Source organism: Mesorhizobium sp. RCAM 05099 (assembly GCF_059683685.1).
In genome coordinates, this window is the sequence record NZ_CM185035.1 from 1,623,664 (window position 1) to 1,647,236 (window position 23,573).

The window sequence follows — 23,573 nt, forward strand, 5'->3', positions numbered from 1 at the left end:
AGCTGGAATATCTATTGATGGCGCCAGCGTTGGGGGGCTGCAATACTGAGCCGGGGACGCTCTTGGCGTCACTTCGAGCGAATATCAGCAATGGCAGGATTCTGGTTTTTACGCGATAGCCTATGAGGTTGGCTCAGGGGTGGAGGGCATCGAGGCTGGTGCAACGGTCATTTCCTATAGAGGCACCAACAGCTTCGGTGGCCTCTTTCCCAACGATATTTTCTCCGGCTGGGCAGTAGGGGCAGGCATTCTCAGCCCGACCACTTACGCGCCTGGCGCGCAGGGACAACTCGCGCTCGATTTCTATCAAAGCGTGACAGGCCAGAATGCGCTGTCTACCGAGGGCGGCAATGCCATTCTGACCGGCCATTCGCTCGGTGGCGGCCTTGCTGGTCTGATTGCGTCACTTTCCGGTGATGAAGCTGTGGTTTTCGACAGCATGCCCTACGGCGCAGCAGCCACCGCGCTCAGCATTTGGTGGGATGCGGCACAAGCAGGCATTGACCTGGCGTCTTACCTTGTCGACGGTGTTCCGCCGGCAAATTATGTGTGGCCCACGGCTGGGAACATTTCCTCACACAATGTCGCGGGCGAAGTCCTGACCGGTGTTCGCGCGATCGAGCCCTTTGTTTCAGCAGCGCTGTTTTCAGCCTTGTCACCTGTCTATGGAGCACTGATCGGCACCAATGCGGGCTATATCTACGGTTCGCAGCCTGTGGAAGTGCTTGAAACCCATCTCGGCATTTCGGGGCTGATTGATCCAATTTCAATGCATTCTCAGCAGCTTCTGCCTATTCTTTTGTTCGCGAAAGAGGACGTGCACGAAGAGAACGGTACGACTGTAACCGGACATACAGACTGGACATCGATTGCCCCGAATCTTTTCAAAGTATGGTTCGACACAGGGTTCGCCAGTTCGATCGTTGAGTTGGAAAGCATCAGGGGTGCAGCCACGCTAGATAGCGCGTTGCGCTATGTCATCGCCTATTCTGCGCTTGATGAAGGCATGGCAGCGGCAGGAAAGCCATTCGGGGATGCTGCAATACGCATCATGTTCGATGACGCCGATGAACTAGGCAAGCTTGTTTCGAGTGGTGGGGCCTCAGCTACTCTCTCGGACGCTACCGATGGCCTTAGCCAAGCGATTGTGCATTTTGCTACTCTCATGGGGTTGCGAAAGATCGAGCTGGCGGATCATCCGGAAATCCGAGACGGCATCCTCCACATCAGCGAACCCGGTGAGAGCGGATACGCTGGCGTCGACCGCATTCTGACGGTCAATTTCGACAGTATGTTGTGGGGGGGCGGGCGCGGGCGAAAACGGTGCCAACGCTGAGTATACGGTGATTGCCGCCGCAAATACGTCCGCGAGGAAGTGCTCGACCAGAAATTCGCCACCCTGCTTGACCGGTTGCATTTCGACGAAGAGATACTGGAATGGGTAAAGGCAGCCCTCTTGGCCAGCCATGCCGACGAGCGCCGCGAGCATGAACAGGCGATCCATCGATGCCAGGTCGAGTACAAGCGGCTCGAGGATCGGCTGCATGCCATGTATCTCGACAAGCTTGATGGCCGCATCGACAACGCCTTCTACGATCGGATGTCAGGACAGTGGCGGACCGAACAGATGCGGCTGCTTCGCGAGATAGAGCGTCATGGTAGCGCCGAGGAATCGTACATGGAGGACGGCATCCGGCTGTTGGAACTGGCACGCAAAGCCAGCCGACTGTTTGCGAAACAGCCTGCGCACGAGAAAAATCGACTCTTGAATCTGGTGCTGTCGAACTGCAAATGGGACAAAGGCGAAGTTCACGCCGTCTTTAGGCAACCGTTTGATCTACTTGCGGAAACGGTCGTGGCCGGCGCAGCAATGGGTGCACAGCAGGCAGCTTTATCGACAGGGAGTCCAGTTTGGCTGGGGTTCCTGGAAGCTTTTCGAACTTTCTGCATCGCGCGTCAGCCCGAATTTCTGTTGCTTATGGACAAAGTGGGACACTAGGTTCGGTTTTGGATAGCTTTAAGGCGGCGACTCGGCGGGGTCTCGTTTCACTACGGCACGGCCTCGTCCGACATCTCAGCCCGAATTGCGAGTGCCTATGGCCCAAAGATTCGGTTGGAGAAGTCTGAGGCATCGATACTCTGGCGCGGGTGACTTCGCAGGTCGTCACCGTCAGCAGCACGAAACGCTACGTGTTAGATGACAGCTGTGCGTCTCAATCTCGGTCGCTAAGCGCGGATCTGCGGTCCACAACCAAGGCGGCGATCGGGAATGAGCACCGTCGAACTCAAAAAGGAGGGAAACTGACTTGATCCAGGAACCGCCAAGCATCTGACCGGCCAAACGACTACAAGTCGCTTCCCGCGGAGCCGTTTAGCGTTGTCACCGGAAACCGTCTACGCTGCTGCTGGAACGCCCGACGCCAGAGGTTGGCGCGTTTAGGCCATCACCGGGGCGATTTTGAGGAGCCGCCGCCGCTATCCTCCACGACTGGATGCTGAGCTGACACCGGCCGCAGAGGCAGGGTGGGCTTTGCGACGTAGGCGCACCCGCCCGCCGGCCCACATTGACGCGCGACTCTTTCGCTGCAAAGGTATATTAACGATTTGTTAACCAAGTGTCAGTCGCCGCTGAAAGCAGGGGGGTAATTTGGAACCGTTTCTGGGAGCAAATCGCCTGAATTGGGATGATCGGGCCGAACTGCATTCGACCGACACGACGGGCAGCTACCAGATTGAAAATGTGCTGGCAGGCGGATCCAATCTCTATGAGCTGGAAACGAGCGAGGTCGGCGATATCGTCGGCAAGGATATCGTCCATTTGCAATGTCACATCGGGCTCGACACGATCAGCTTGAAGAATCTCGGTGCTGGCAGCGTGATCGGTCTCGACTTTTCACCGACCGCGATCGCAGCTGCGCGGGATTTCGCCGCGAAGGCAGGTACTGATGTGCGCTTCGTGGAAGCGCCACTATTCGAGGCAGTTGAAGCGCTCGGCCGGACCTTTGACATCGCCTACGTTACCTGGGGTTCGGTAAATTGGCTGGACGATGTGTTCCGATGGGCGCGGGTCGTTGCGGGTCTCCTGAGACCAGGTGGCCGGCTCTATATGGCCGAGGGCCATCCGTTGATGTTTCAGTGTGATCGTAAGGCCGCGGCGCTGGAGTTTAAGCACGATTGGAGAACGCCTATAGCTCGGCCGCTCGCATGGAACGAGGAACGGACCTATACCGGCGACGACCGCATTTTGAAGCATCCTCGGTATTATGAGTGGATCCATCCGATCAGCGACGTGGTGAACGCACTGATTTCGGCGGGGCTGACGCTCGATTTTCTGAATGAGCATGACACGGTTTCGTGGCAGCACTTTTCATTTGCAGTGAGGGCAGGCAAGGATATGTACGGCCTGCCAAACAACTCCCCCAAGATCCCAATGGCCTATTCCATTGGCGCGACGAAGCGAAGCGTCGGCAAGATACCATACCTTGTTGCTCCTAAGGTTATCGAGGGACACTAGGGCCGCACCCCAAGTAGCTCCAGTGCTCACCGCTAGCCGAGGGGCTGGCTGGAAACGCACGGCTCCTCGAGACCGATGGCTGCTCCTGCGTCAAGTGCCGACGGCGGCGTGTCCATCCTGGCTGTTCCTGCATGGACAGTGGTGTCGACACACGGTCGGAAGTGCAAAGTTTTCACGACTAAGAAGTTCAAAATTAATTAATGGAAGCTAATGTTCTGTCGGCGGGTCGATCCGAGAACCTGATTAACACAGGGGAGTTCCACCCTATTGGCTCTTTTCGGCGGTAGGTTCAGCGGCATAAAGGAAGCTGTTTTTTCGTCGGCAAATATTCCGGCCGCAGTGGCGATTTTGGTTATTGCCATCAGCGCGGCCTATGCGGACCATCAGAACAAAATCGTTTCGGACCAGGCCGCTCGTGCGGATGTCCTGGCCAAGGTCAATCTGATCCGCGCCAAGCTAGAGGGGAACATCAACGGGAACCTCCAACTCGTGCATGGGCTTGTCGCGACGGTCGTGACTGAACCCTACTTGGGACAGCAGCGCTTCGCTTCGCTCGCGAGCAACCTCTTTGGCGGCGACTCGCAATTGAACAATATTGCTGGCGCGCCCGATCTGGTCGTTTCCTTGATGTACCCTCTGAAGGGCAACGAGAAAGCGATAGGCCTCGATTACCGAATGGACGATCGGCAGCGTAACGCCGCGCTGCGGGCGCGAGACGAGCGCAAGTTGATTCTTGCCGGTCCGGTCGACCTGAAGCAGGGCGGCCAAGGCTTCATCGGCCGCTTTCCGGTTTTTGTGCCGAGCGCGGGCAACACTGAAAGATTCTGGGGCATCATTTCCGCCGTTGTCGACGTGCAGCGTCTTTACAAGGCGAGCGGCCTGCTTGACGATGATCTCGGGATTGACGTCGCGCTCATCGGTAAAGACGCCCTCGGCCCAAGCGGAGATCAATTCTTCGGTGATGTGGGCGTCCGCAAAAACAATCCAGTGACGGCCGAAGTTCTGCTCCCGTCAGGATCGTGGCAAATCGCAGCAATCCCCAAAAACGGCTGGCCTTCGACTCCCAGCAACGCGTGGTTCCTGCGCGCAATCATGGCCGTGGCCGGGGCGCTGATTGTGATCCCATTCTTGGTCACAGGTCGTCTGATTGGCGAGAGACAGCGTAACTATGCGGAACTGCGTCAATTGTCGAGACGACTAGAACTCGCTTTGGAGGCATCTGCCATTGGCGTTTGGGAACACGATCTCGCGACCAATGACCTGTCGTGGGACGATCGGGTCAATGAAATATATGGCAGACCCAGCGACGGAGGACGTCGAGGCTACTCGGATTGGGCAGGCGCAATTCACCCCCTGGACTTGGCCGCCGCCCACGCAGATTTCGACCATGCCGTGGCCAGCCGCGGAACATATTCGTCGGAATACCGAATTGTTCGTCCGGATGGCGAGATTCGTCATGTCCGATCTAAGGCGACCATATACCAAGCCCCAAATGAGACGCCCAAAATGATTGGTGCGGAATGGGATGTCACAGCCGACGTCCTGCTAAACAGCGATCTGGTTCGCTCGAAACAACTGTCCGAGTCGAGAAATGTCGAACTCGAGGCGGCCAAGGCCCGCATCGAGCATATCGCGCTTCATGATTCGCTGACCGGTTTGCCCAACCGTCGTTACCTCGACCAGGTAATGGAACAGTACGCAGCCAACTGCAGGCGCGACGGCGGTCAAGCGGCCCTGCTTCACATCGACCTGGATCGGTTCAAGCACATCAACGATACGCTCGGCCACGCTGCGGGCGACGCGATGTTGGTTCACGCATCCACCGTCCTTCGATCCAAGGTCGAGGATGGAGGATTCGTCGCTCGGATCGGAGGAGACGAATTCGTCATCCTGTGCACGGTGCATGACGATATCAAGCGACTGGCACTGCTGGCCGACCGCCTCATCAGCCAGATGAGCGAGCCCGTCTACTACCAAGGCCACCGATGCCGGTTTGGTGTCAGCGTGGGAATTGCGGTCGACAACGGAAAAGACGTCGAAGCCAAGCACCTCCTGGTGAACGCCGACATCGCGCTTTACCGAGCAAAGAACCGTGGGCGCAATCGGCACGAATTCTTCACTGAAGCGATGCAAAGCGAAATCGTCGACACAAAGCGGATGGCCGACGAAATTCTTGGCGGCCTTGAGCGCAATGAGTTCATAGCCTTCTACCAACCCCAATTTGGTGCAAAAACTCTCGAAATTGTCGGAGTCGAGGCGCTTGCGCGATGGAGGCACCCAAAGAAGGGCATCTTAGCACCGGATGTCTTTCTAAGGATTGCAGAAGAACTAAACGTCGTTTCGATGATCGATCGAACCATACTGGACCAAGCGCTTTCAGACTTTGAAAACTGGTCTGCTGCGAATCTTCATATACCGCGTGTATCAGTCAACGTTTCGGCACGGCGGCTCCAAGATGAAGAACTCATAAAGAGCTTGCGAGATATGAATATCAAGAAGGGAACAGTTTCATTTGAGCTTGTTGAGTCCATTTTCCTTGACAAAAACGATGATTTGGTGACATGGAATGTCGATCAAATCAAGCAACTGGGCATTGATATAGAGATAGATGATTTTGGTACGGGCTATGCCTCCATAGTCAGCCTGCTCAAGATACAGCCGCGCCGACTGAAGATTGATCGGCAGCTGGTCATTCCAATAGTCGAATCTCCGCAACGAAGGCAGATTGTCTCGTCGATCATCGAGATCGGCAAATCCCTAGGTATCAAGGTCATAGCGGAAGGCGTCGAGACGATGGAGCACGCTCGCATACTGAAGGAGTTGGGCTGCGACATACTGCAGGGTTATGCCTTCGGGCAGGCGTTGGATTCCGAGGGGCTGAAGGTCTTGGTTCGCTCTCAACGCCTGCGCGCGGCCAGCTAGAGCGGCTCACGACTTGATGGAATCGAAAGGGATTGCTGGTTTTGTGATTCAAGATGCTGGCTGGAGTGGAGGCCAGCATCTGATGACTCGACCTCTTTCCAATGATCTTCGCGAGCGGGTTGTGGCGGCGGTTTTGAGTGGCGAGAGTCGCCGGTCGGCCGCGAAACGGTTCGGCATTTCGGTTTCGGCCGCGGTGAAGCTGTTGCAGCGCCATGGGACGACCGGTTCGGTGGCGCCGGGCAAGATAGGCGGACACCGCAAGCGGATTCTTGAGCCGCATCGGTCCTTCATCGTGGAGCGGATCAATCAGACTTCTGATCTGACGCTGCATGGGCTGAAGGACGAGTTGGCCGCGCGCGGGGTCAAGGTCTCGCACAACGCGGCTGGATGTTCCTGCGCCGCGAGGGGCTGAGTTTCAAAAAACGCTGTTCGCCCTTGAGCAGGCGCGTACTGATATCGCCCGCAGGCGCCAACGATGGCGATCCTGGCAGGTCAGCCTGGACCCGCAGAGACTGGTCTTCATCGATGAAACCTGGATCAAGACCAACATGGCTCCGCTGCGAGGTTGGGGGCCGAAGGGCAAGCGGCTGCGCGGTTGGCTCCGCACGGCCACTGGCGCACGCTGACCTTCCTCGGCGCGCTGCGCTGGGACCGGCTCGCAGCACCTTGCGTCTTCGACGCGCCGATCAACGGCCAGTGCTTCCGCGCCTATGTCGAGCAGCAGCTCATCGCCGTGCTGAAGCCCGGCCACATCGTCGTCATGGATAATCTTGGAAGGCATAAGTCGGCGGCCATCAGGCAGAGATCAAGGCTGCCGGTGCCAGGCTTTGGTACCTGCCGCCCTACTCTCCGGACCTCAATCCGATCGAGCAAGCCTTCGCCAAAATCAAACAATGGATGCATGGCCGGTCTGTGTAGCATGCCGTCATCAGATTAATCCGGTCCATCCAAAATTTCTCTCACTTTTGCCGCCAACTGCTCCAAGGAGGCTGGCTTCTGCAGCAGGGGCACGTCCGGGTCCGTGTGGCGTGCGTAGCCCGTAGTAAAAAGAATTTTGAGGTGGGGTCGGCGGTGTCGCGCTTCGTCGGCGAGACGAAGGCCGTTCAAGTCGGGCAAGACCACGTCGGTGAAAAGAAGGCAGATGTCGGGGTGCTGCGCGAGCGCGTTCAATGCTTCGGCAGCAGCCCCTGCTTCGATCACGCGATAGCCCAGTTCACGCAGCGTCTGAGCCGTCAGCGACCGCACCTGATCGTCATCCTCGGCCAGGAGTATGACCTCATTATCGGAGGCTGACGCCAAAGCGCCTGTGGGCGGAGGCTTCGGTATTTCGGTAGTGGAGCGCAGCCGAGGCAGGTAAAGTTTTATCGAAGTACCATGCCCAACCTCGGAGTAGATCTTGAGGTGACCATTCGACTGCTTGACGAAGCCGAACACTTGGCTCAATCCCAAGCCTGTACCCTTGCCTACGCCCTTTGTGGTGAAGAAGGGATCAAAGGCCTTGGCCATGACCTCGGAAGTCATGCCGGTACCGGTGTCTGTAACGGCTACCATGACATATTGCCCTGATGTAATAGCGTACTCCGCGGCGTAATTCTCATCGAGGTCGCAATTGGCAGTCTCGATGGTCAATCGTCCACCCTCCGGCATGGCATCGCGCGCATTGATCGCGAGATTCAAGATAGCGCTTTCGAGGAGGTTCTTGTCGGCGTTGATCTGCCAAAGCTCGCTCCCCAAGGCGGTCTCGAGGTGTACCTCTTCGCCTAACGTGCGGCGCAGAAGCTCCGACATTTCGGAGACCATCTGATTGGTTTGGATCGCTTCAGGTGCAAGGCTCTGCTGACGGGAGAAGGTGAGCAGGCGGCGTGTCAATCCGGCGGCGCGATTAACGCCTTCTTGTGCCGCAGAAATGAAGCGCGCGACGTCCTCGCCCTTGGCCAGCCGTCTCTCAAGCAGACTGAGCGAAGAGCCGATGACGGCGAGCATGTTATTGAAGTCGTGCGCTATACCGCCCGCCAGCTGGCCCACGGCTTCCATCTTTTGCGCCTGATGAAGGGCCTCTTCCGCTTTCAGGCGCGCTTCGACGGCTTCGGCTACACGTTGTTCGAGCGTGAGGTTAAGTTGGCGGAGTTCAGCACTCGCCTGCTCCGCGGCTCGACGGGCTTCGAGAAGCTCTCGCTCGTAACGCCGGCGATCGGAAGCGTTGAAGATGGTGATGCGAATGAAGAGGAGGTCACCCGCCTCATCGCGCCGCTCGACCGCATTGACGAGAACTGGAAGCGGCGATCCATCGACTCGCACCAAGTCGAGTGCGACCTCGTTGAAAAAACCTTGCATGCGCATCAGCGGCGCAAAGTGGGTTTCGTAGTAGATCTTCCCCGCGATATTTAGGAAGTCCTGAAAGCGTTGTCCCAGAAGGGAAGCTTTGTCGCGACCAAGCCATTTCGAAAACGTGCAGTTCACCTTGGTGATACGTCCGTCTGCGCCAGCGGCGACATATCCGCATGGAGCATTGTCGAACAGATCATCAAGATCCGCGGCCGTGTCGTTCATGGGCTCCGCGACCTCAATCAGCGTCGACCTACAAGGAAGGCCCTCATGGCTGCAACAGTCTCGTCAGGCGCGCTGAGATTCGGGCAGTGGCCAGTTGCGTTGAGCAGCATGAAATGGCTGTTCGCCAGCCGGTCAGCGACATACTTGCCAACAGTCTGCGGCGCAATCACATCTTCCGAACATTGCAGGACAAGACAGCGGGCCTTTACTGAAGGCAGGTCGCTGCGGTTGTCGGAAAGAAAAGTAACGCGCGCAAACTTTTTTGCGATCTCTGGATCCGTCATGCAGAACGAATTGGTAAGTTCTTCCCCGAGCTCCGGCCGGTCGGGATTGCCCATGATGACGGGCGCCATAGCCTGCGACCAGCCCATGTGGTTGTCATCAAGGAAATCCAATAGCTCATGAATTTGCTGCTCGCTGAAGCCGCCGGTGTAGTCACCGTCGTCGACGTAGCGAGGCGACGGACCAATCATGATCAGATCGTCGAATATCTCGGGAGCCTTTAGCGAAGCGAGGGCGCCGATCATTGCGCTGACGGAATGCCCGACGAACACACCATGGGTGACGCCTAGCGCGTGGCAGACATCGACGACGTCGGCGGCGTAGCCACCTAGAGACGCATACTTCTCCGGCTCGTAAGCCGAAAGGTCGGATCCTCCGCAGCCCACGTGATCGAAAAGAACGATGCGATACTCTGCGGAAAAGGTGGGCCAAACGAAGCGCCACATGTTCTGATCGCATCCAAAGCCGTGGGCGAAGACCATCGCGCGACTACCGGAGCCCACGACCTTAACGTTGTTGCGCTGCACAATGTTCAAGATAACTTCCTTTGCAGGCCGACCGCAAAACCGCTGGGTGCACAAGGCGTTTCTCGGCACCGTGCCTTATCCGGCATTCACAGGCCTGATCGGCGGGAGCGTTACCCCCGTGAGGCCGTAACGGGGAATGTTCGCGCTTGTGTATCCTAGATCTTGCTCCGACGAAACCAATTTGGAACCAATCTTGAGGCGCGGCGTTTTGAGGGGCTTGGCTTGGGGGGAATCGCGATGTCCAGTTCGGCGCTGCCCCTTCAGCATGTGGGACAGGGGTTCTCGCTCGCCAACTGAAGGGGTCCAAAGATGTCGAACGTCGAAGACTTTCCCATACAGCGTCAACTTACAGAATTTGATGCACTTGTCGCCGCGGCTCCGACGGCGCTGGAAGCCATCCCCGGCGCTGTATACCTTTGCGACCAAAATGGCTGGCTGATCCGCTACAACTCGGAGGCAGCTGTTCTGTGGGGACGCACTCCGAACCTGAACGGACGAAAAGAGCGCTTCTGCGGATCGCACCGGCTGTTCTTGCCCGACGGCACACCGCTTCCGGCGCAGGACTGCCCGATGGCGGATGCCGTGCGCATGGGGAGGACGACCCGCAATGCCGAAGTGATAATGGAGCGCCCGGACGGCACGCGTTTCACTGCATTGGTCAATATCCGCGCCTTGAGGGACCACCAAGGCAACATCCAGGGCGCGATCAATTGCTTCCAGGACATCTCGTCGCACAAGGCAATGGAGGAAGAGGTTCAGCGCAGAACCAGCGACGTTGAGGATTTTTTCGAGAACAGTGCTGTCGGCCTTCATATAGTGAGTGGCGAAGGCATTATCTTGCGCGCGAACCAGGCCGAGCTCGATCTTCTGGGATACACGGCTGAGGAGTATGTCGGGCGCCATATTGCAGAGTTTCATGCCGATGCTCCAGTTATCGGCGACATCCTCCAAAAGCTCTCCTGCGGCGAACGGCTCGACCGCTATCCTGCGCGTCTTTGGGCAAAAGATGGCTCCGTCAAGGACGTCCTCATTACGTCGAACAGCCGGTTCAGTGACGGGAAATTTGTGAACACTCGCTGCTTCACGATGGATGTCACGCACATGCGTCAAGCGGAACGCGCTCGCCGCGAAAGCGAAGAACGTCTGGCCGCGACTTATGAAGCGGCGACGGTCGGTATCGCAGAGGCGGATAAGACTGGCCGCTTGCTGCGTGTCAACGACGCTCTTTGCAAGATGCTCGGGCGTTCACGCGAGCAGCTTTTGGCCATGACATTTTTCGATTACACGGACGAAGGCGACCGCGCCGAAGATGCTGCAAACTACGCCCGCCAAGTCAGGGGCGAACTGGACAGCTACTCGATCAGAAAACGAGCCCGCAAGCCGGACGGTGCCACGGTGTTCCTGGACGTTTTCGGATCCGCCGTTCGTGACCAAGAAGGACAGTTCCTGTACGGCGTACGTGTGCTGCAGGACGTGACGGATGCCAAGCGTATGGAGGATCGCATTCGCGAGAGCGAGCAGCATATGCGCGATCTTCTGGAGGGTTTGCCGGCCGCAGTCTATACCACCGATGCAAATGGCCGGATCACTTTCTTCAACAAGGCCTGCATCGACATGGCGGGGCGCACACCGCAACTGGGTGACGAGTGGTGCGTGACGTGGCGGCTCTACACGCCTGACGGCGCGCCGCTGCCGCACGATCAGTGCCCCATGGCGGTTGCTCTTAAAGAAGATCGGGCCGTCCGCGGCGTCGAGGCCATCGCGGAGCGACCCGATGGCTCGTTTGTGCCCTTCATACCGTATCCGACGCCTCTACATGATGCAGATGGCACGCTAATCGGCGCAATCAACATGCTCGTGGATATCACGGAGCGCAAGCAGGCGGAAAACCGCCAGAAGACGCTGATCGATGAACTGAATCACAGGGTGAAGAACACATTGGCGACCGTGCAGTCCTTAGCGGCGCAAACCGCGCGGCATTCCGACGACCTTCAAGATTTTAGCAAGCGATATGAAGAGCGGCTGCTGGGGCTGGCCCGTGCACACGATCTGCTGACGAAGCGCCATTGGGAAGATGCCCCGCTGGACTTTTTGGCCCGCGAGGTCCTCGCCCCCACGAGCTTTGGCGAGAGGATCCGGATCGATGGGCCATCCGTACCGGTGAATTCAAGGGCGGCCCTCAGCCTGACGATGGCATTGACCGAGCTGGCCACGAACGCGACGAAATACGGCGCACTGTCTTCCGAAACGGGAGTGCTGGAGCTTACTTGGCACATAGGAAAGTCCGCGACGCAAAACACACTGGATTTGCTTTGGCAGGAAAGCGGCGGACCGTCCGTTCAAGCGCCAACCCGACGCGGTTTCGGCACTCGGCTGATGGAAAGGTGTATCGAGCGCGATTTGAGCGGCGAGCTCGACCTCGTCTTCAATTCACAAGGATTGCGCTGCCGCATTGTTGTCCCGTTGGGGACCGCCGCGGAATGACTGAGCTTGCTGGGCTGCGTGTGCTTGTGGTCGAAGACGAGGGCAGTGTAGCGCTGCTCATCGAGGGCATGCTTGAGGATTTGGGATGTGAGGTTGCGGCTTCGGTCGCGACTTTGGCAAAGGCGTTGAATGCCGCCCGAACCGAGACATTGGATTTCGCGGTGCTCGATGTCAATTTGGCTGGAGAGCTTGTCTTTCCTGTAGCGGAGATTTTGAAGGGACGGCAGTTGCCCTTCATTTTCAGCACGGGATATGGGCGTGTTGGCGTGCCGGAGACCTTCAAGGATTGCGAAGTTCTGAACAAACCATACACCATTGACGATCTGAAGACGGCGTTGTTCTCGCTACTTACCAGGCGCGCCCCGTCCCGGGACGAATGAACCGGGGCTGAGCACTACAAGATAGAGTTTTGTGACGGAGGGCTCTCATGGAATTGGAAGGATTGCGCGTTCTTCTAGTCGAAGACGATGGCCTGGTGGCCATGTCTGTCGAGGACATGTTGTCGGATCTGGGCTGTACCGTTGCGGCGCAGGCGAGCAACTTGCCGGAAGCGATGGAAAGGGCGGCGGCAGGTGGCTTCGAAGTTGCTCTGCTGGACGTGAGCCTGAACGGCAAACAGGTTTTCCCCGTCGCTGAGTTCCTCTCCGATCAGGGTGTTCCCTTCGCTTTTGCAAGCGGATATGGCCGTGCGGGACTGCCGGAAGCTTTTCGCACCAGACCTGTCCTACCCAAGCCATTTCAGCTTGAAGAACTTTCGGCCGCGCTTACGGCCGCCTTGTTGGGTAGTAAGGGCGATCCAACGACGTTATCGGCAGAACTCCACCAACAAAGAAGATGATGAAATCCTGTGGGTCGTTTCAGTGCAACGGAGATCGTTCTATGCCTAAGGTTCATCAAGCAGCGCCGCTCAGTCGGTCAGTTAAACTCGCGGGCTCGGAACTTACTTGTTCCTGTCACGCTTGTGCATTCTTCAGCTCCGACGATGAGGAGCAGGCAATCTTGGCGCCGTTCGCCAAGGATGGGCTGGCGGCTAACGACCGGCTCGTTCAGATCATCAATAATCGGCACCGCGATGACCGCGCCCGAAGGCTAAAGGCGGAGGGGATCGATGTCGACGCGGCCACGGCCCGTGGCCAACTGGAAATGAGGCCATGGGAACAGGCCTATTTGAGTGGCGGCAAAGGTTTTGACCAGGACGCCATGCTCGCCTTGATCCAGGACGTCCTCAAAGAGGGCCGGAGCAGCGGATTTGGGATGACCCGCTTGTGGGCCAATATGGAATGGGCACTGGAAGACCTTCCGGGCGTCGAAAAAATTGTCGAATACGAGACACGGCTAAATCACGTTCTCCCGAAATACGATGACGTGGTCGTTTGCACATACGACCTCAATAGGTTCAGTGCTGCCACGGTGATGGATATATTGCGCACGCACCCACAGGTCATCGTCGGCGGGGTCCTTCAGCAAAATCCATTCTTTGTTCCCCCGGATCAGTTTCTGGCCGAGCTCCAGGCTCGCAGGACGCCCGTGTAGACGGCTCAGACCTGGGGGACGGATATTTGAATAAGGTGGATCAACTTGACGACCGCGAGTTGCGAGCATTGCGCCGCGCTCTCGGCGATATGGCGGCCCTGTCTTCTCTTCCGGCAATGTGGGTCAACGCCGATGAGGACCGAATAGCGGCGAACCTCGCCGATGCGCTGGTTCAGGTGCTTGATCTTGACGGCGTGCGGGTGTCCTTTCGCACCGAGCGGGGCGAAACCCGTGAAGTCAGCCGGTTTCCCAATGGTCAGCCTCCGGATCTGGCCCATCTCCTCCAGACAGCCTTCCCGGAGCCAGGGGCGGCGGCCGACGGCGAGCTTGGCGTCGACGGAAATCTCCGTGGATTTTGTACTGCTATTGGATTGTCCGGCGCCGGCCGTCTTGACGCGGTGTGCGCTCGGCAGAGCTTTCCAACTCAGGCCGAGCACTTGGCGCTCACGATGGCCGCCAATCAAGTGGCCGTTGCTTGGCAGAGGGCGCGTGCGGAACGGGCGCTCCGCGCCGAGACTGAGGCCCTCAACCGGGAGCGGCACGCGGTGGAGGTGCTTAACCGGAAGCTCGAAAGCGAACGGGACCAGCTGCAGCGGCTTTTCGGGCAGGCCCCGGGCTTTATGGCGGTCATGCGCGGTCCCCAGCACGTCTTCGAACTCTGCAATCAAAGCTACTTTCGCCTGGTCGGGCAGCGCGACATCCTAGGTCGGTCCATTCGCGACGTATTTCCAGAGCTGGAGGGGCAAGGCTTCTTTGAGATTTTGGACAGGGCCTACACGACCGGCGAGCCCTACGTTTCGACGGCCGCAGCAATCGACCTCCGGCGAGAACCTGGTGGGCCGCTGGAGCGGCGTTACCTCGACTTCATCTACCAACCGATATCCGATGAGAATGGGGAGGTCACCGGCATTTTTGCCGAAGGACACGATGTCACCAATCAGGTCCAAAGTCAGGCGCAGCTGGCCCTCAATGAAGAATCGTTTCGCCTGGCTATCTCAGCCGCGGATGTTGGAATCTGGGACCTCGATCTGACCACCGATCGCTTGACCTGGTGCGACCGTACCAAGGCGATGTTTGGGATCTCGCCGGGGACGCCATGCAGCATGACGGACTTCTATGCCGGGCTGCATCCTGACGATCTCGACGCGACGAGCCAGGCCTTCGCCTCCGCTCTCGATCCTCAGCGTCGCGCCATTTATGACGTCGAATACCGGACGATCGGCAAGGAAGATGGAATCGTCCGGTGGGTAGCGGCCAAGGGCAAAGGCCTGTTCGACGGAGAGCGCTGCACTCGTGCTATCGGGACGGCCCTTGACATCACGGCGCGGAAAGCGGCCGACGAAGCCCTTCGCCAAACAGAGAACGAACTTCGTACAGAAACCCGCGCGCTTCAGATACTCAATCGCGCCGGTGCGTCGGTTGCGGCGAACCTCAATTTGGCCGATGTCGTACAGATCGTGACGGATGCCGGCGTCGAGCTCACTGGCGCCAGCTTCGGTGCGTTCTTTTACAATGTCGTCAACGATGCGGGTGAAAGCTACACGCTCTACACGCTCTCCGGCGTGCCCAGAGAGGCATTTGCCAAGTTCCCGATGCCGCGCAATACAGCCATCTTCGCGCCCACCTTCAACGGTGAGGGGACGGTGCGATCTGATGATATTTTGAAAGACCGCCGCTACGGGCACAACGCGCCGTACAAGGGCATGCCTGATGGTCATCTGCCCGTCAGAAGCTATCTCGCCGTTCCTGTTCGCTCGCGTTCGGGCGAGGTCCTAGGGGGCCTGTTTTTCGGTCATCCGGAGCCGGGGGTGTTTAACGCACGCTCGGAAGAACTCATGACCGGCCTTGCCGGCCAGGCGAGTGTCGCCATCGACAATGCTCGGCTGTTCCAGGCGTCGCAGAGGGAAATAGCGCAGCGGAAATCCGCTGAGGAGATGTTGCACCAGTTGAATGCGACCCTTGAAGACCGCATTGCCGAAGAAATCGCCGAGCGTGGAAAGGCAGAAGAGGCTCTTCGCCAAGCTCAAAAGATGGAGGCAGTCGGGCAACTGACCGGCGGGGTCGCCCATGACTTCAACAACCTCCTCACAGTAATAATTGGCGGCCTTGATACAATCAGGCGCAGCAAGCCCGGCGACGAAATTCGCGTTCGCCGTGCGGTCGAGATGTCTTTGCAAGGTGCCCAGAGGGCCGCAAGCCTCACGGCCCGTCTGCTCGCCTTCTCAAGACGGCAGCCTCTTACCCCGCAACCCTCCGATCTCAACTTGATTATTCGGAAGATGACGGATCTCTTCCACCGCACGCTCGGCGAGACCATTGAATTGGAGGGGGTTCTGGCGCCCCGGCTTTGGACCGTGGATGTCGATCCAAACCAAGTAGAGAGCGCAATTCTCAACCTCGGTATCAATTCCCGAGACGCAATGCCCCAAGGCGGCCGTCTGACGATCGAGACGGCCAATGTCGTTCTCGATGAGCAATACGCCGCCACGGACGCCGAGGTGGTCCCCGGCCAATATGTCATGGTGTCGGTAAGCGATACCGGCAGCGGCATGGACAAGGAGACTCTGGGCCGGGTGTTCGAACCCTTCTTTACGACCAAGGAGGTCGGCAAGGGTACAGGCCTTGGCCTCAGCATGGTATATGGCTTCGTGAAACAGTCGGGCGGCCATGTCACCATTTATAGCGAGCCGGGCGCCGGCACGAGCGTGAAACTGTACTTCCCCCGCTATCATGGAGTTGCAGCCTTGAGCACGGAAACTCAGGAGCGCCTCGCGCCGCGCGGCCATTCCGAGGAGGTGATCCTGGTCGTCGAGGACAATGCGGACGTGCGCGCATACAGCGTCTCGGTACTGGTCGAACTTGGCTATAACGTCCTGGAAGCGGAACACCCTGATGCTGCGCTGAGCATCCTGCGAACATCGGACAGGATAGACCTGCTGTTCACTGATGTCGTGCTGCCGGGAAGAAGCGGGCGGGAGTTGGCGGAGCTTGCCAAGCAAATGAGACCCGGGTTGAGGGTGCTGTTCACGACGGGGTATTCGCGAAATGCCATCGTTCACCATGGACGCCTCGATGCCGGCGTACAACTCATCAGCAAGCCGTTCACGTTTGAAGGGTTGGCTACTCGCGTCCGGGATATGCTGGACGCTATACCAAGCATTGCTGAAGGCCTCACCGGCAGCGAGCTGTGAGCCGATAAATGTTTGCCCTCCTAATGTCATGCATGCTAAATGTGACTGCCGCTCTTCTATCCCATCTTAGGGAGGCGAATTTGGAGATCGAGTGGAGCTTGGCGAGATGTTCCTTCGGGAAGGTCATGTAGGCCAGCACATCGGGCTCGGCGTCGTCCATGATTGTCGCCAGCGTCGGCCCCTTCGGCCGGATCTGGTCGGCGACGGCGCGCCATTGGGTGCTGGCGGCTTCCGAGGGTTCCAGGGCAAAGGCGGTCGCGATGAAGGCTGAGACAACCCTGCGGCCGCTCTTGCCGGCATGGGCCAGCACGTTCCTCATGAAGTGGACGCTTCAGCGCCTGCCATGCCGCGCACAGCATTGGTGACGGCGGCCTTGAGGCCTTCGTGCGCACCGCAGACGACGAGCTTGACGCCGCGCAGGCCGCGGACGTGTCAGCTTGCGCAGGCCTCCGAGGTGCCAATCTCCATGCCCAGTAGCTCGCGCCAGCCGTCCGCGTTGACGCCCACGGCGATGGCTAAACTACAATGCACTGGGGGGTGGCAGGCAGCGTGTCCTATCGGGTGGCAGCGAAGATCCTCTCAATGGCTGAATAGGGCGCAAAGTCGCCGTTCAGCGCGTAGAACTACCGGAGGTTCGTGCTAACACGACCGGGAGGAACGCGTCGCCAGATCGTCGATCCCTCCTCAAATTTTTCCTAGAACTGAATCCAATTCCCCAATTTGTCCCAGAAGCGCACGCAATTCGGGCTGAGCCGCCAAGGGTGGCGCCCCTAAAAGAGGGGATAAAACGCCTTAAGGCAGAACAGGACTACAGAACTTGGCTCCGCGGTCATTCCCCACCCCATTGCGACCAGGCAAACTTTGCATAAGCGCCGATAGCTCCAAACGGTTCCGGCATTACCCGGCTATGACGCCGGGGTGAAGGCAATAAGCGCTCCGTGTCCGCCGAAGTCATGAACGCGGTGCGTTATGTCAAACCACCGGAAGAAAGCGCAAACTGCTGCCTAGAGGCTTCAGGGGGTGGGGTAGTCGCACCAGCTGACGCGAAAGCGATGTGGACGCAGCTTCGCCCGCCCGGCCGCATGGATTAAACGGGAATGCAGGCCTTCAACCTCATCAGGTTAAGATGTCGTCTATATATCGAACAAATTCGAAAGTTTATGTCAATATTTATATATAGAGAGCGGATCTCGCGCCAATAGCAGGAACGTCGGCCACTTCCGAACGTTTATGTTGTGGAAGGAAGAAGATTATAAGTCCCCCGTGGCCTCGACTTCATCCGCACATGGCAAACAACGTCGACGTGCAGCTCCACATGCTTGCCATCACGGGCCGTGTGGACGCCTGTGCCTTGTAGCTTGAAAGAGATGGAAGATTAGGTTGGGGACAGTCGCCTTCATCAGGTTCATCGAAGGCCGTCCGACGATGCTGTGAAGAGGGAAGCAGATGTCCATCGCCGCCTCGAACTTTCTGGAGAAATGGATCGGCGACAACATCTTCGACAAGCCGTGGAACGCGGGAGGCGGCCCGCTCGCCCCCATCGCCGCGCGTCTCGCCAAGCGGTGCGGCCAAGACGCGGTGGCGAAGGGGCTTACGGTCAAGGCGATCGAAGACAATGTCGGCGGCCTTAGCGACTTCATGACAGAGGCGATGGGATGGCGCCGCAAAGAAGGGTAACAAATCGGGGGTGTGCGAGAGAGAACAGCCGACGATGAGACAAGGGCTGTCCTGACACTTCCGTTTAGGCGATTGCCGTGATGGGAACGTCGCTTCCCGTGTGACGACGCTGGTCGAATGGCGGCTTTTGAGCAAAGCTTCGTAGCAGGCGCGTGGTGGTCAAAGCATCCGCAGGTCGGGCAAAATGAAATCCTTGACCGAATGTACAGCCGAGCTCGCGGAGACGCTCGTGCTGCGCCGAGCATTCGATGCCTTCGGCGATAATTTTCTTGTTCAGTTTTCGCGCAATGTCGATGAGCGCTTCGACAATCACCTCGCTCGGCCGGTCGATCAAGATACGATCAACGAAGGATTTGTCGATTTTTATGATATCGACCGGAAAACTGAGAAGATGGGTCAACGACGCATATCCAGTGCCAAAGTCATCGAGCGCGACAAGCATTCCTTTTTCTCGAAGACGCTCCACAGCTCGGACCGTTTCGTTGCCGGGATCGCCCATGAGCACTGTCTCGGTGACCTCGAGCACAACATGCTTCAATGACACTTTGGCTGCATCGAAAGCTGTCGAAAGACGGGTTTCAAGATCGTTCCGTCTGAAATCGGCAGCCGACAAATTGATGCCGACGTGCTGGAATGGAATGCCGTTCGCGATCCAGGATCGAACGTCGTTCGCGATCTGTGAGAGAATGCTGTCGGTCAGACGGCAGGCAACCTCCCGATCTGAGAGCGCTGCCTGAAAGTCACCGGCCGCCACAATACGGCCGTCAGCCGTTTTGATGCGAGCCAACGCCTCGAGACCGATGATGTCTCCGGTGTCGAGGCGAACGAGTGGTTGATAATAAGGGACGACCCGCTTGTCGGCGAGCGCATGGTCGACCTCTCTGATCGTTTCTATCCGGCAGGTGATGGCCGTGCGGAGGCCCGGCTCGAATTGAACATAACCGCCGCGGTTCGTCTCTTTGGCGTGATAGAGGGCAAAGTCTGCATTTTGACGAAGCAAATCGGCATTCGTCCCGTCAATACCGTACACCACGCCCCCCATCGTTACCTGAGGGACGATCGTATTTCCGTCGCTATGGAAAGGTTCCTTCATGGCGTCTCGAAGGGCCGACACCACGACGTATAGAGCAGCATGGTCCGGACATGGATCGACGGCAATGGCGAATTCATCGCCTCCGAGGCGACAGGCTAAATCGAGTTTCGCGTATCGCAATCGCGATGCGACTTCCTTTATGAGGGCGTCCCCCACCATGTGTCCCATCGTGTCGTTGATGAACTTGAGATGGTCAATATCGAGCAGGAGCAGGCCGAAGGATGTGGAACCGGGCCGTGGCTTGCGGCTGATCAACTCGTCGAAACCGCGTCGGTTCGGCAAGTCCGTGAGCTGGTCGTAAAACGCCAGTTGGTGGTTTCTCCTCTGAATTTCCATTTGCTCAACGGCGATGGCGCATAGATGGACGCAGGTTAGGACGATCTGCCGCTCCAGATCGCTTGGGCCGCGTTTCGTGCGATAGTAAAAGGCGAATGTTGCAACAACACGCCCCTCCCGGGCCTTGATAGGGCTTGACCAGCAAGCCATCAGACCAAGAGGTAGGGCCAACCCGGTGAATGGCGCCCACAACGGATCGATGGAGATGTCAACGACCTCAATTGGTTTTCCGAAATGGGCCGCTGTGCCGCACGATCCGACGCTCGGACCAATCGCAAGACCTTCCAATGCCTCGGAGTAGTGTTTTGGGAGGCTCGGGGCGGCGACGGGATGCAAACGCCCCTCGATGTCGACAGACAGGATTGAACAGATTGCGGTCGGGGCAAGCCCCTCGGCGCGGCGGCACAAGAGTTCGGCGACAGCGTCGAACTCCATGCCCGTGGCAATGGCCTCCAGAATTTCGTTCTGAAGAGCCAACATGTGCAGGTTTGGATTTTCGTTCACCGCAATCCCCAATGACGTGGCGGGGATTAGGTCACGTTGAAGTTATTAAAACATGCTGAAGTTCTGGACAAATTGAGCAGGCCAGGCGCCAGCGTCTCCTTCCGTGTTTGTCAAATGGTCGTCAAACTACAGACCTCGCGAGCTATTGCCTTGGCTAATGATAGAGCTGCCAGAGTTTGTTTTGGGAGAGCGATCACTGCATGCGCATCGTGCCCTCGTTCCTCAAATCAGCAAAGCTTCCTCTACCCGAGCGGCCTTGTTGCTAATCATGGATAGGTCCGCCTAGGCCGGGTCTAGCGCTTAACCTTCGGGGTAATCTCTTCGACCCTGGGGGCCAATCAATTTGCAAAGAGTGCTCGAATGCCAGTGCGTCAATTCAAAAAGCCCCCCCGATCAACCACTTGCCTGGTCAGGCTTGGCGTATGCCCTATTTTATTCAGCGACTGTGACATGGAGGACCGGAATGGGGCCGGCGAAAACAGATGACGTGCAAGTCAATTAGGGGGCGTGGACGGTTCAGATTGCCGAAGGAGGCAACAGACGTTTGAGAACCAGGCCGCTGGGGAGCACTTCGCCGAAGGCCAGCGACTAGGGCTTGGCCTCCCCGGCAAGAGGCCCATTGGCGATCGGTGTTGATTGAGGAGAGAGCTGTGAACGACATTTCCGAGGCGGCCGGCGAAGCGCCCGACTTCATCGTCAACGACGTTCTCAACGTTGCTGAATACACGGATCTAGGCGTTGTAGTGACATTGGTTAATGCGCAAGGAGGTCGCGTCCGTCTTCACCTAAAAATCGGCATGGGTGAGCTGCTCTGCGAGCGAATTGCCAACGCCCTGGAATGCCGGTATGGCGAGAATTCCCAGAATACGACCTAGGCCCGCTAGCACCATCGTCTTGCCGCCAGGGCGCTGCGGTACACAAACACAGCCGCAGCCTTGAGAAAGCTTATAGCGGTATGGTGAATGACCGGTTAATAGGCCTAGCGTTTCGAGGCGCCGGTACGGCTGAGAGCCAGGCGCCAGGCGCTGGGAGTAAGCCTGGCACAGCGGGTGCCATAGGCGGGGCAAGCTGGCGAAGGAGAGGGCCGGCATCATCGAAAAAAACGAATGCAGGCGGTCTCGCTTTGCTCCTGCCTTCAACCCAGGAGCGATACCGCCTTTATGGTTTCTTTTACAAATGACCGAGTAATTTTACCAGGCTAGGCGTTTGATGACACTCTCGTTTGGCAAGCAGGCCCGGTGTCCTCGTGGTCGTGGGCACCGGCCCCAACGACACAAAATACGTGGACGCCTCTCGGCTCGTTCCGTGCTTTCGATGCGGTGCTATTGGATCTTGATGGGGCGAGATCAGCCAGGGCGCAGACTATGACCAAAATCACCAAGCGCTACAACATGCAGCGAGCACATAGCGGGGTCTGGTCGATCATCGACATGTTCACAGGACAGCCGGCGATTCTCGACGGCGTTCTGTTGGTTGGCCTGAAGCTGCTAGAGGCCGACGACATACTGTATGAGCTCAATAACATGGACTTGAGCCACAGGAAGGCTAAAGGAATAGCCTGAAACTACTGGCGTGTAGTGCCATATAACTCATCTGCCTGTCGCTTTTGGTCTGCTAGGCACTGCTTATTGGCAGCGGCGGGCCTGTTTATCTGCTGCGTGTTTCGCTCACCAAACCTTGCGGCCTGGATGGGTGATAGTCGAACGAAACGCGGTTCCGCCCACGTTGCTTCGCTTCAAAAAGGCAGCGCCCCGCAGTGCGTAGCACATCCTGAGGATCTGCATCGCGAGCAATTTCCGCACCACCGATGCTGACAGTCACCTTCACGCTGTCTTGTTGCCCTTTGATCCAGGGAAGCCCCTCGATATGTCGACGAATGTTATCCGCAATTGTAATCGCCCGGTCTTTGCGCAGGTCTCGCAGCAAGACCCCAAACTCTTCGCCACCAAGGCGGCCAATTGAGTCACCGGGGCGTGTCGTATAGACGAGCGCCTTTGCAATCCGAAGCAAAGCCTCGTCACCCTTGGAATGTCCGTGCTCGTCATTGATTAAGGAGAAGTGATCGGGGTCGATCAGGAGAAGCGTGTCGTATTCTCCTTCGTCGCGCCTTCTGTCCATCCTTGCGATGAATTCACCGCGGCTCAGGAGCCCCGTCATCTGGTCGTGGCTCGTTACGAACGTCAGCCTGTCGTGCGCCTCTTTCAAGGCCGTATGCGACTTTTCCAACTTGTCATATGTATCCTGGATCGTTTCGGACTGGTTGAAGATGTAGGAAGCGACGGGCATTCCAATGAAAATGGGTATGAAGGTGCATTCCACCCAACTCAGCCAGTCGATTGGCATCTGCAGCGCAAGTCTCACGGTAAACGACAAACCGAAGGTCGCGACGACTGCAATTACCGTCACGACCAATGATTTGCCCAGGATACGTTTGGTGCGCGGCGTCATATTGCTTGTGTAGCCCTTGGCGCTGAACAGGCCGTTACCAAGTCGCATAAAATCACTCTGGTCCTTGAGACACAGACGCGTGAGTGACGTGCCAGGCAAGTATGCGTTGCGGTTCGGACGTGCGTAAACCCAGAAGATCTGTGATGTCGATGAAAAACGGGTATCTCCTATCCTTTTTCATCAGCCTGTTAGCTGATGTTAAAGGTTTTCTGCCCAACGATAAGAATCGAAGCAGCCGATCAACTAGCGCGGGGTGAACCACACGAATTGGCCTGGCTCTAAGTTGATGGAATGCCAAGCCTCGGCAGGAGGATGTTATGAAACTAGCTGCAGCAATCCTCCTGGCCACGGCGACTATGATCGGCGTAGCCATGGCGGACGAGGACGACGATTATATCGACTGCGTGCTCAATACGGCGGCAAAGATCATGAAAAACCAAGTGGACAAGGACGCCGCCAAGGCGCTTGAGGAAGCACGTAGAAAGTGCCGGCCTGCACCGCGTCTAACCTAA

17 protein-coding genes and 2 pseudogenes are annotated in these 23,573 nt (G+C 57.7%); 14 read left to right on the forward strand and 5 right to left on the reverse strand.

Annotation, left to right across the window (positions count from 1 at the left end; genetic code table 11):
- The first annotated feature begins 115 nt into the window (after positions 1 to 115).
- From AC56QQ_RS08030 to AC56QQ_RS08050, 5 genes and pseudogenes are all read left to right on the forward strand, one after another.
- A complete protein-coding gene (locus tag AC56QQ_RS08030) occupies positions 116 to 1,336 on the forward strand; it encodes a hypothetical protein (protein ID WP_497128907.1) in 1,221 nt (406 codons plus the stop codon).
- Positions 1,337 to 1,375: 39 nt separating this feature from the next.
- The gene (locus tag AC56QQ_RS08035; RefSeq protein WP_497126298.1) at positions 1,376 to 1,999 is read left to right on the forward strand and encodes a hypothetical protein; all 624 of its coding nucleotides are present in this window, start codon (positions 1,376 to 1,378) and stop codon (positions 1,997 to 1,999) included.
- A 648-nt stretch (positions 2,000 to 2,647) separates the two neighbouring features.
- Complete coding sequence (locus AC56QQ_RS08040) at positions 2,648 to 3,514, forward strand: class I SAM-dependent methyltransferase (RefSeq protein WP_497123326.1); 867 nt, start codon at positions 2,648 to 2,650, stop codon at positions 3,512 to 3,514.
- A 267-nt stretch (positions 3,515 to 3,781) separates the two neighbouring features.
- The gene (locus AC56QQ_RS08045) at positions 3,782 to 6,436 is read left to right on the forward strand and encodes a bifunctional diguanylate cyclase/phosphodiesterase (RefSeq protein WP_497126300.1); all 2,655 of its coding nucleotides are present in this window, start codon (positions 3,782 to 3,784) and stop codon (positions 6,434 to 6,436) included.
- An 82-nt stretch (positions 6,437 to 6,518) separates the two neighbouring features.
- Positions 6,519 to 7,336, forward strand: a pseudogene (locus AC56QQ_RS08050) (IS630 family transposase); the annotation flags it as partial.
- Positions 7,337 to 7,369: 33 nt separating this feature from the next.
- On the opposite strand, the gene AC56QQ_RS08055 reads toward AC56QQ_RS08050, so the two are convergent.
- Positions 7,370 to 8,986: an ATP-binding protein gene (locus AC56QQ_RS08055; protein ID WP_497126302.1), complete on the reverse strand. Its 1,617-nt coding sequence runs from the start codon at positions 8,984 to 8,986 to the stop codon at positions 7,370 to 7,372.
- A 17-nt stretch (positions 8,987 to 9,003) separates the two neighbouring features.
- Positions 9,004 to 9,804, reverse strand: coding sequence for an alpha/beta fold hydrolase (locus AC56QQ_RS08060; protein ID WP_497126304.1), 801 nt, complete (start codon positions 9,802 to 9,804; stop codon positions 9,004 to 9,006).
- 300 nt (positions 9,805 to 10,104) lie between these two features.
- Here AC56QQ_RS08060 and AC56QQ_RS08065 point away from each other — a divergent pair, with 300 nt between their 5' ends.
- From AC56QQ_RS08065 to AC56QQ_RS08085, 5 genes are all read left to right on the forward strand, one after another.
- Positions 10,105 to 12,279 (forward strand): PAS domain-containing sensor histidine kinase, encoded by a 2,175-nt coding sequence (locus AC56QQ_RS08065; RefSeq protein ID WP_489863226.1) that lies wholly within the window; start codon positions 10,105 to 10,107, stop codon positions 12,277 to 12,279.
- The gene (locus AC56QQ_RS08070; RefSeq protein WP_489863225.1) at positions 12,276 to 12,659 is read left to right on the forward strand and encodes a response regulator; all 384 of its coding nucleotides are present in this window, start codon (positions 12,276 to 12,278) and stop codon (positions 12,657 to 12,659) included. The genes AC56QQ_RS08065 and AC56QQ_RS08070 overlap by 4 nt, the downstream gene beginning before the upstream one ends.
- A 47-nt stretch (positions 12,660 to 12,706) precedes the next feature.
- Positions 12,707 to 13,117 (forward strand): response regulator, encoded by a 411-nt coding sequence (locus AC56QQ_RS08075; RefSeq protein ID WP_489863224.1) that lies wholly within the window; start codon positions 12,707 to 12,709, stop codon positions 13,115 to 13,117.
- 161 nt (positions 13,118 to 13,278) lie between these two features.
- On the forward strand, positions 13,279 to 13,812 hold the full coding sequence (locus AC56QQ_RS08080; RefSeq protein ID WP_497126306.1) for an MEDS domain-containing protein: 534 nt from the start codon (positions 13,279 to 13,281) through the stop codon (positions 13,810 to 13,812).
- A gap of 35 nt (positions 13,813 to 13,847) precedes the next feature.
- Positions 13,848 to 17,003, forward strand: a complete 3,156-nt coding sequence (locus AC56QQ_RS08085; protein ID WP_489863532.1) for a GAF domain-containing protein — start codon at positions 13,848 to 13,850, stop codon at positions 17,001 to 17,003.
- Between the two features lie 67 nt (positions 17,004 to 17,070).
- On the opposite strand, the pseudogene AC56QQ_RS08090 reads toward AC56QQ_RS08085, so the two are convergent.
- Positions 17,071 to 17,534, reverse strand: a pseudogene (locus AC56QQ_RS08090) (transposase); the annotation flags it as partial.
- Positions 17,535 to 18,449: 915 nt separating this feature from the next.
- Between AC56QQ_RS08090 and AC56QQ_RS08095 the strand changes: the two are divergent.
- Complete coding sequence (locus AC56QQ_RS08095) at positions 18,450 to 18,680, forward strand: hypothetical protein (protein ID WP_489863222.1); 231 nt, start codon at positions 18,450 to 18,452, stop codon at positions 18,678 to 18,680.
- A 64-nt stretch (positions 18,681 to 18,744) separates the two neighbouring features.
- Here AC56QQ_RS08095 and AC56QQ_RS08100 read toward each other — a convergent pair whose 3' ends face one another.
- Complete coding sequence (locus AC56QQ_RS08100; protein WP_497126308.1) at positions 18,745 to 20,613, reverse strand: bifunctional diguanylate cyclase/phosphodiesterase; 1,869 nt, start codon at positions 20,611 to 20,613, stop codon at positions 18,745 to 18,747.
- Positions 20,614 to 21,263: 650 nt separating this feature from the next.
- Between AC56QQ_RS08100 and AC56QQ_RS08105 the strand changes: the two genes are divergently transcribed.
- Both AC56QQ_RS08105 and AC56QQ_RS08110 read left to right on the forward strand, forming a co-directional pair.
- Positions 21,264 to 21,488 (forward strand): hypothetical protein, encoded by a 225-nt coding sequence (locus AC56QQ_RS08105; protein ID WP_489863219.1) that lies wholly within the window; start codon positions 21,264 to 21,266, stop codon positions 21,486 to 21,488.
- A 489-nt stretch (positions 21,489 to 21,977) separates the two neighbouring features.
- Entirely contained in the window at positions 21,978 to 22,175 is a 198-nt protein-coding gene (locus AC56QQ_RS08110; protein ID WP_489863218.1) for a hypothetical protein, read from the forward strand.
- An 85-nt stretch (positions 22,176 to 22,260) separates the two neighbouring features.
- On the opposite strand, the gene AC56QQ_RS08115 is transcribed toward AC56QQ_RS08110, so the two are convergent.
- A complete protein-coding gene (locus AC56QQ_RS08115; protein WP_489863217.1) occupies positions 22,261 to 23,109 on the reverse strand; it encodes a GGDEF domain-containing protein in 849 nt (282 codons plus the stop codon).
- Positions 23,110 to 23,378: 269 nt separating this feature from the next.
- Between AC56QQ_RS08115 and AC56QQ_RS08120 the strand changes: the two genes are divergently transcribed.
- On the forward strand, positions 23,379 to 23,573 hold the full coding sequence (locus tag AC56QQ_RS08120) for a hypothetical protein (protein WP_489863216.1): 195 nt from the start codon (positions 23,379 to 23,381) through the stop codon (positions 23,571 to 23,573).

Excerpts from the sequence above, each read along its gene's own strand:
- AC56QQ_RS08055 (WP_497126302.1), bottom strand. The coding sequence starts at position 8,986 with ATGAACGACACGGCCGCGGATCTTGATGATCTGTTCGACAATGCTCCA.
- AC56QQ_RS08110 (WP_489863218.1), top strand. The coding sequence starts at position 21,978 with ATGACCAAAATCACCAAGCGCTACAACATGCAGCGAGCACATAGCGGG.
- AC56QQ_RS08065 (WP_489863226.1), top strand. The coding sequence starts at position 10,105 with ATGTCGAACGTCGAAGACTTTCCCATACAGCGTCAACTTACAGAATTT.
- AC56QQ_RS08120 (WP_489863216.1), top strand. The coding sequence starts at position 23,379 with ATGAAACTAGCTGCAGCAATCCTCCTGGCCACGGCGACTATGATCGGC.
- AC56QQ_RS08115 (WP_489863217.1), bottom strand. The coding sequence starts at position 23,109 with ATGCGACTTGGTAACGGCCTGTTCAGCGCCAAGGGCTACACAAGCAAT.
- AC56QQ_RS08075 (WP_489863224.1), top strand. The coding sequence starts at position 12,707 with ATGGAATTGGAAGGATTGCGCGTTCTTCTAGTCGAAGACGATGGCCTG.
- AC56QQ_RS08070 (WP_489863225.1), top strand. The coding sequence starts at position 12,276 with ATGACTGAGCTTGCTGGGCTGCGTGTGCTTGTGGTCGAAGACGAGGGC.
- AC56QQ_RS08095 (WP_489863222.1), top strand. The coding sequence starts at position 18,450 with ATGTCCATCGCCGCCTCGAACTTTCTGGAGAAATGGATCGGCGACAAC.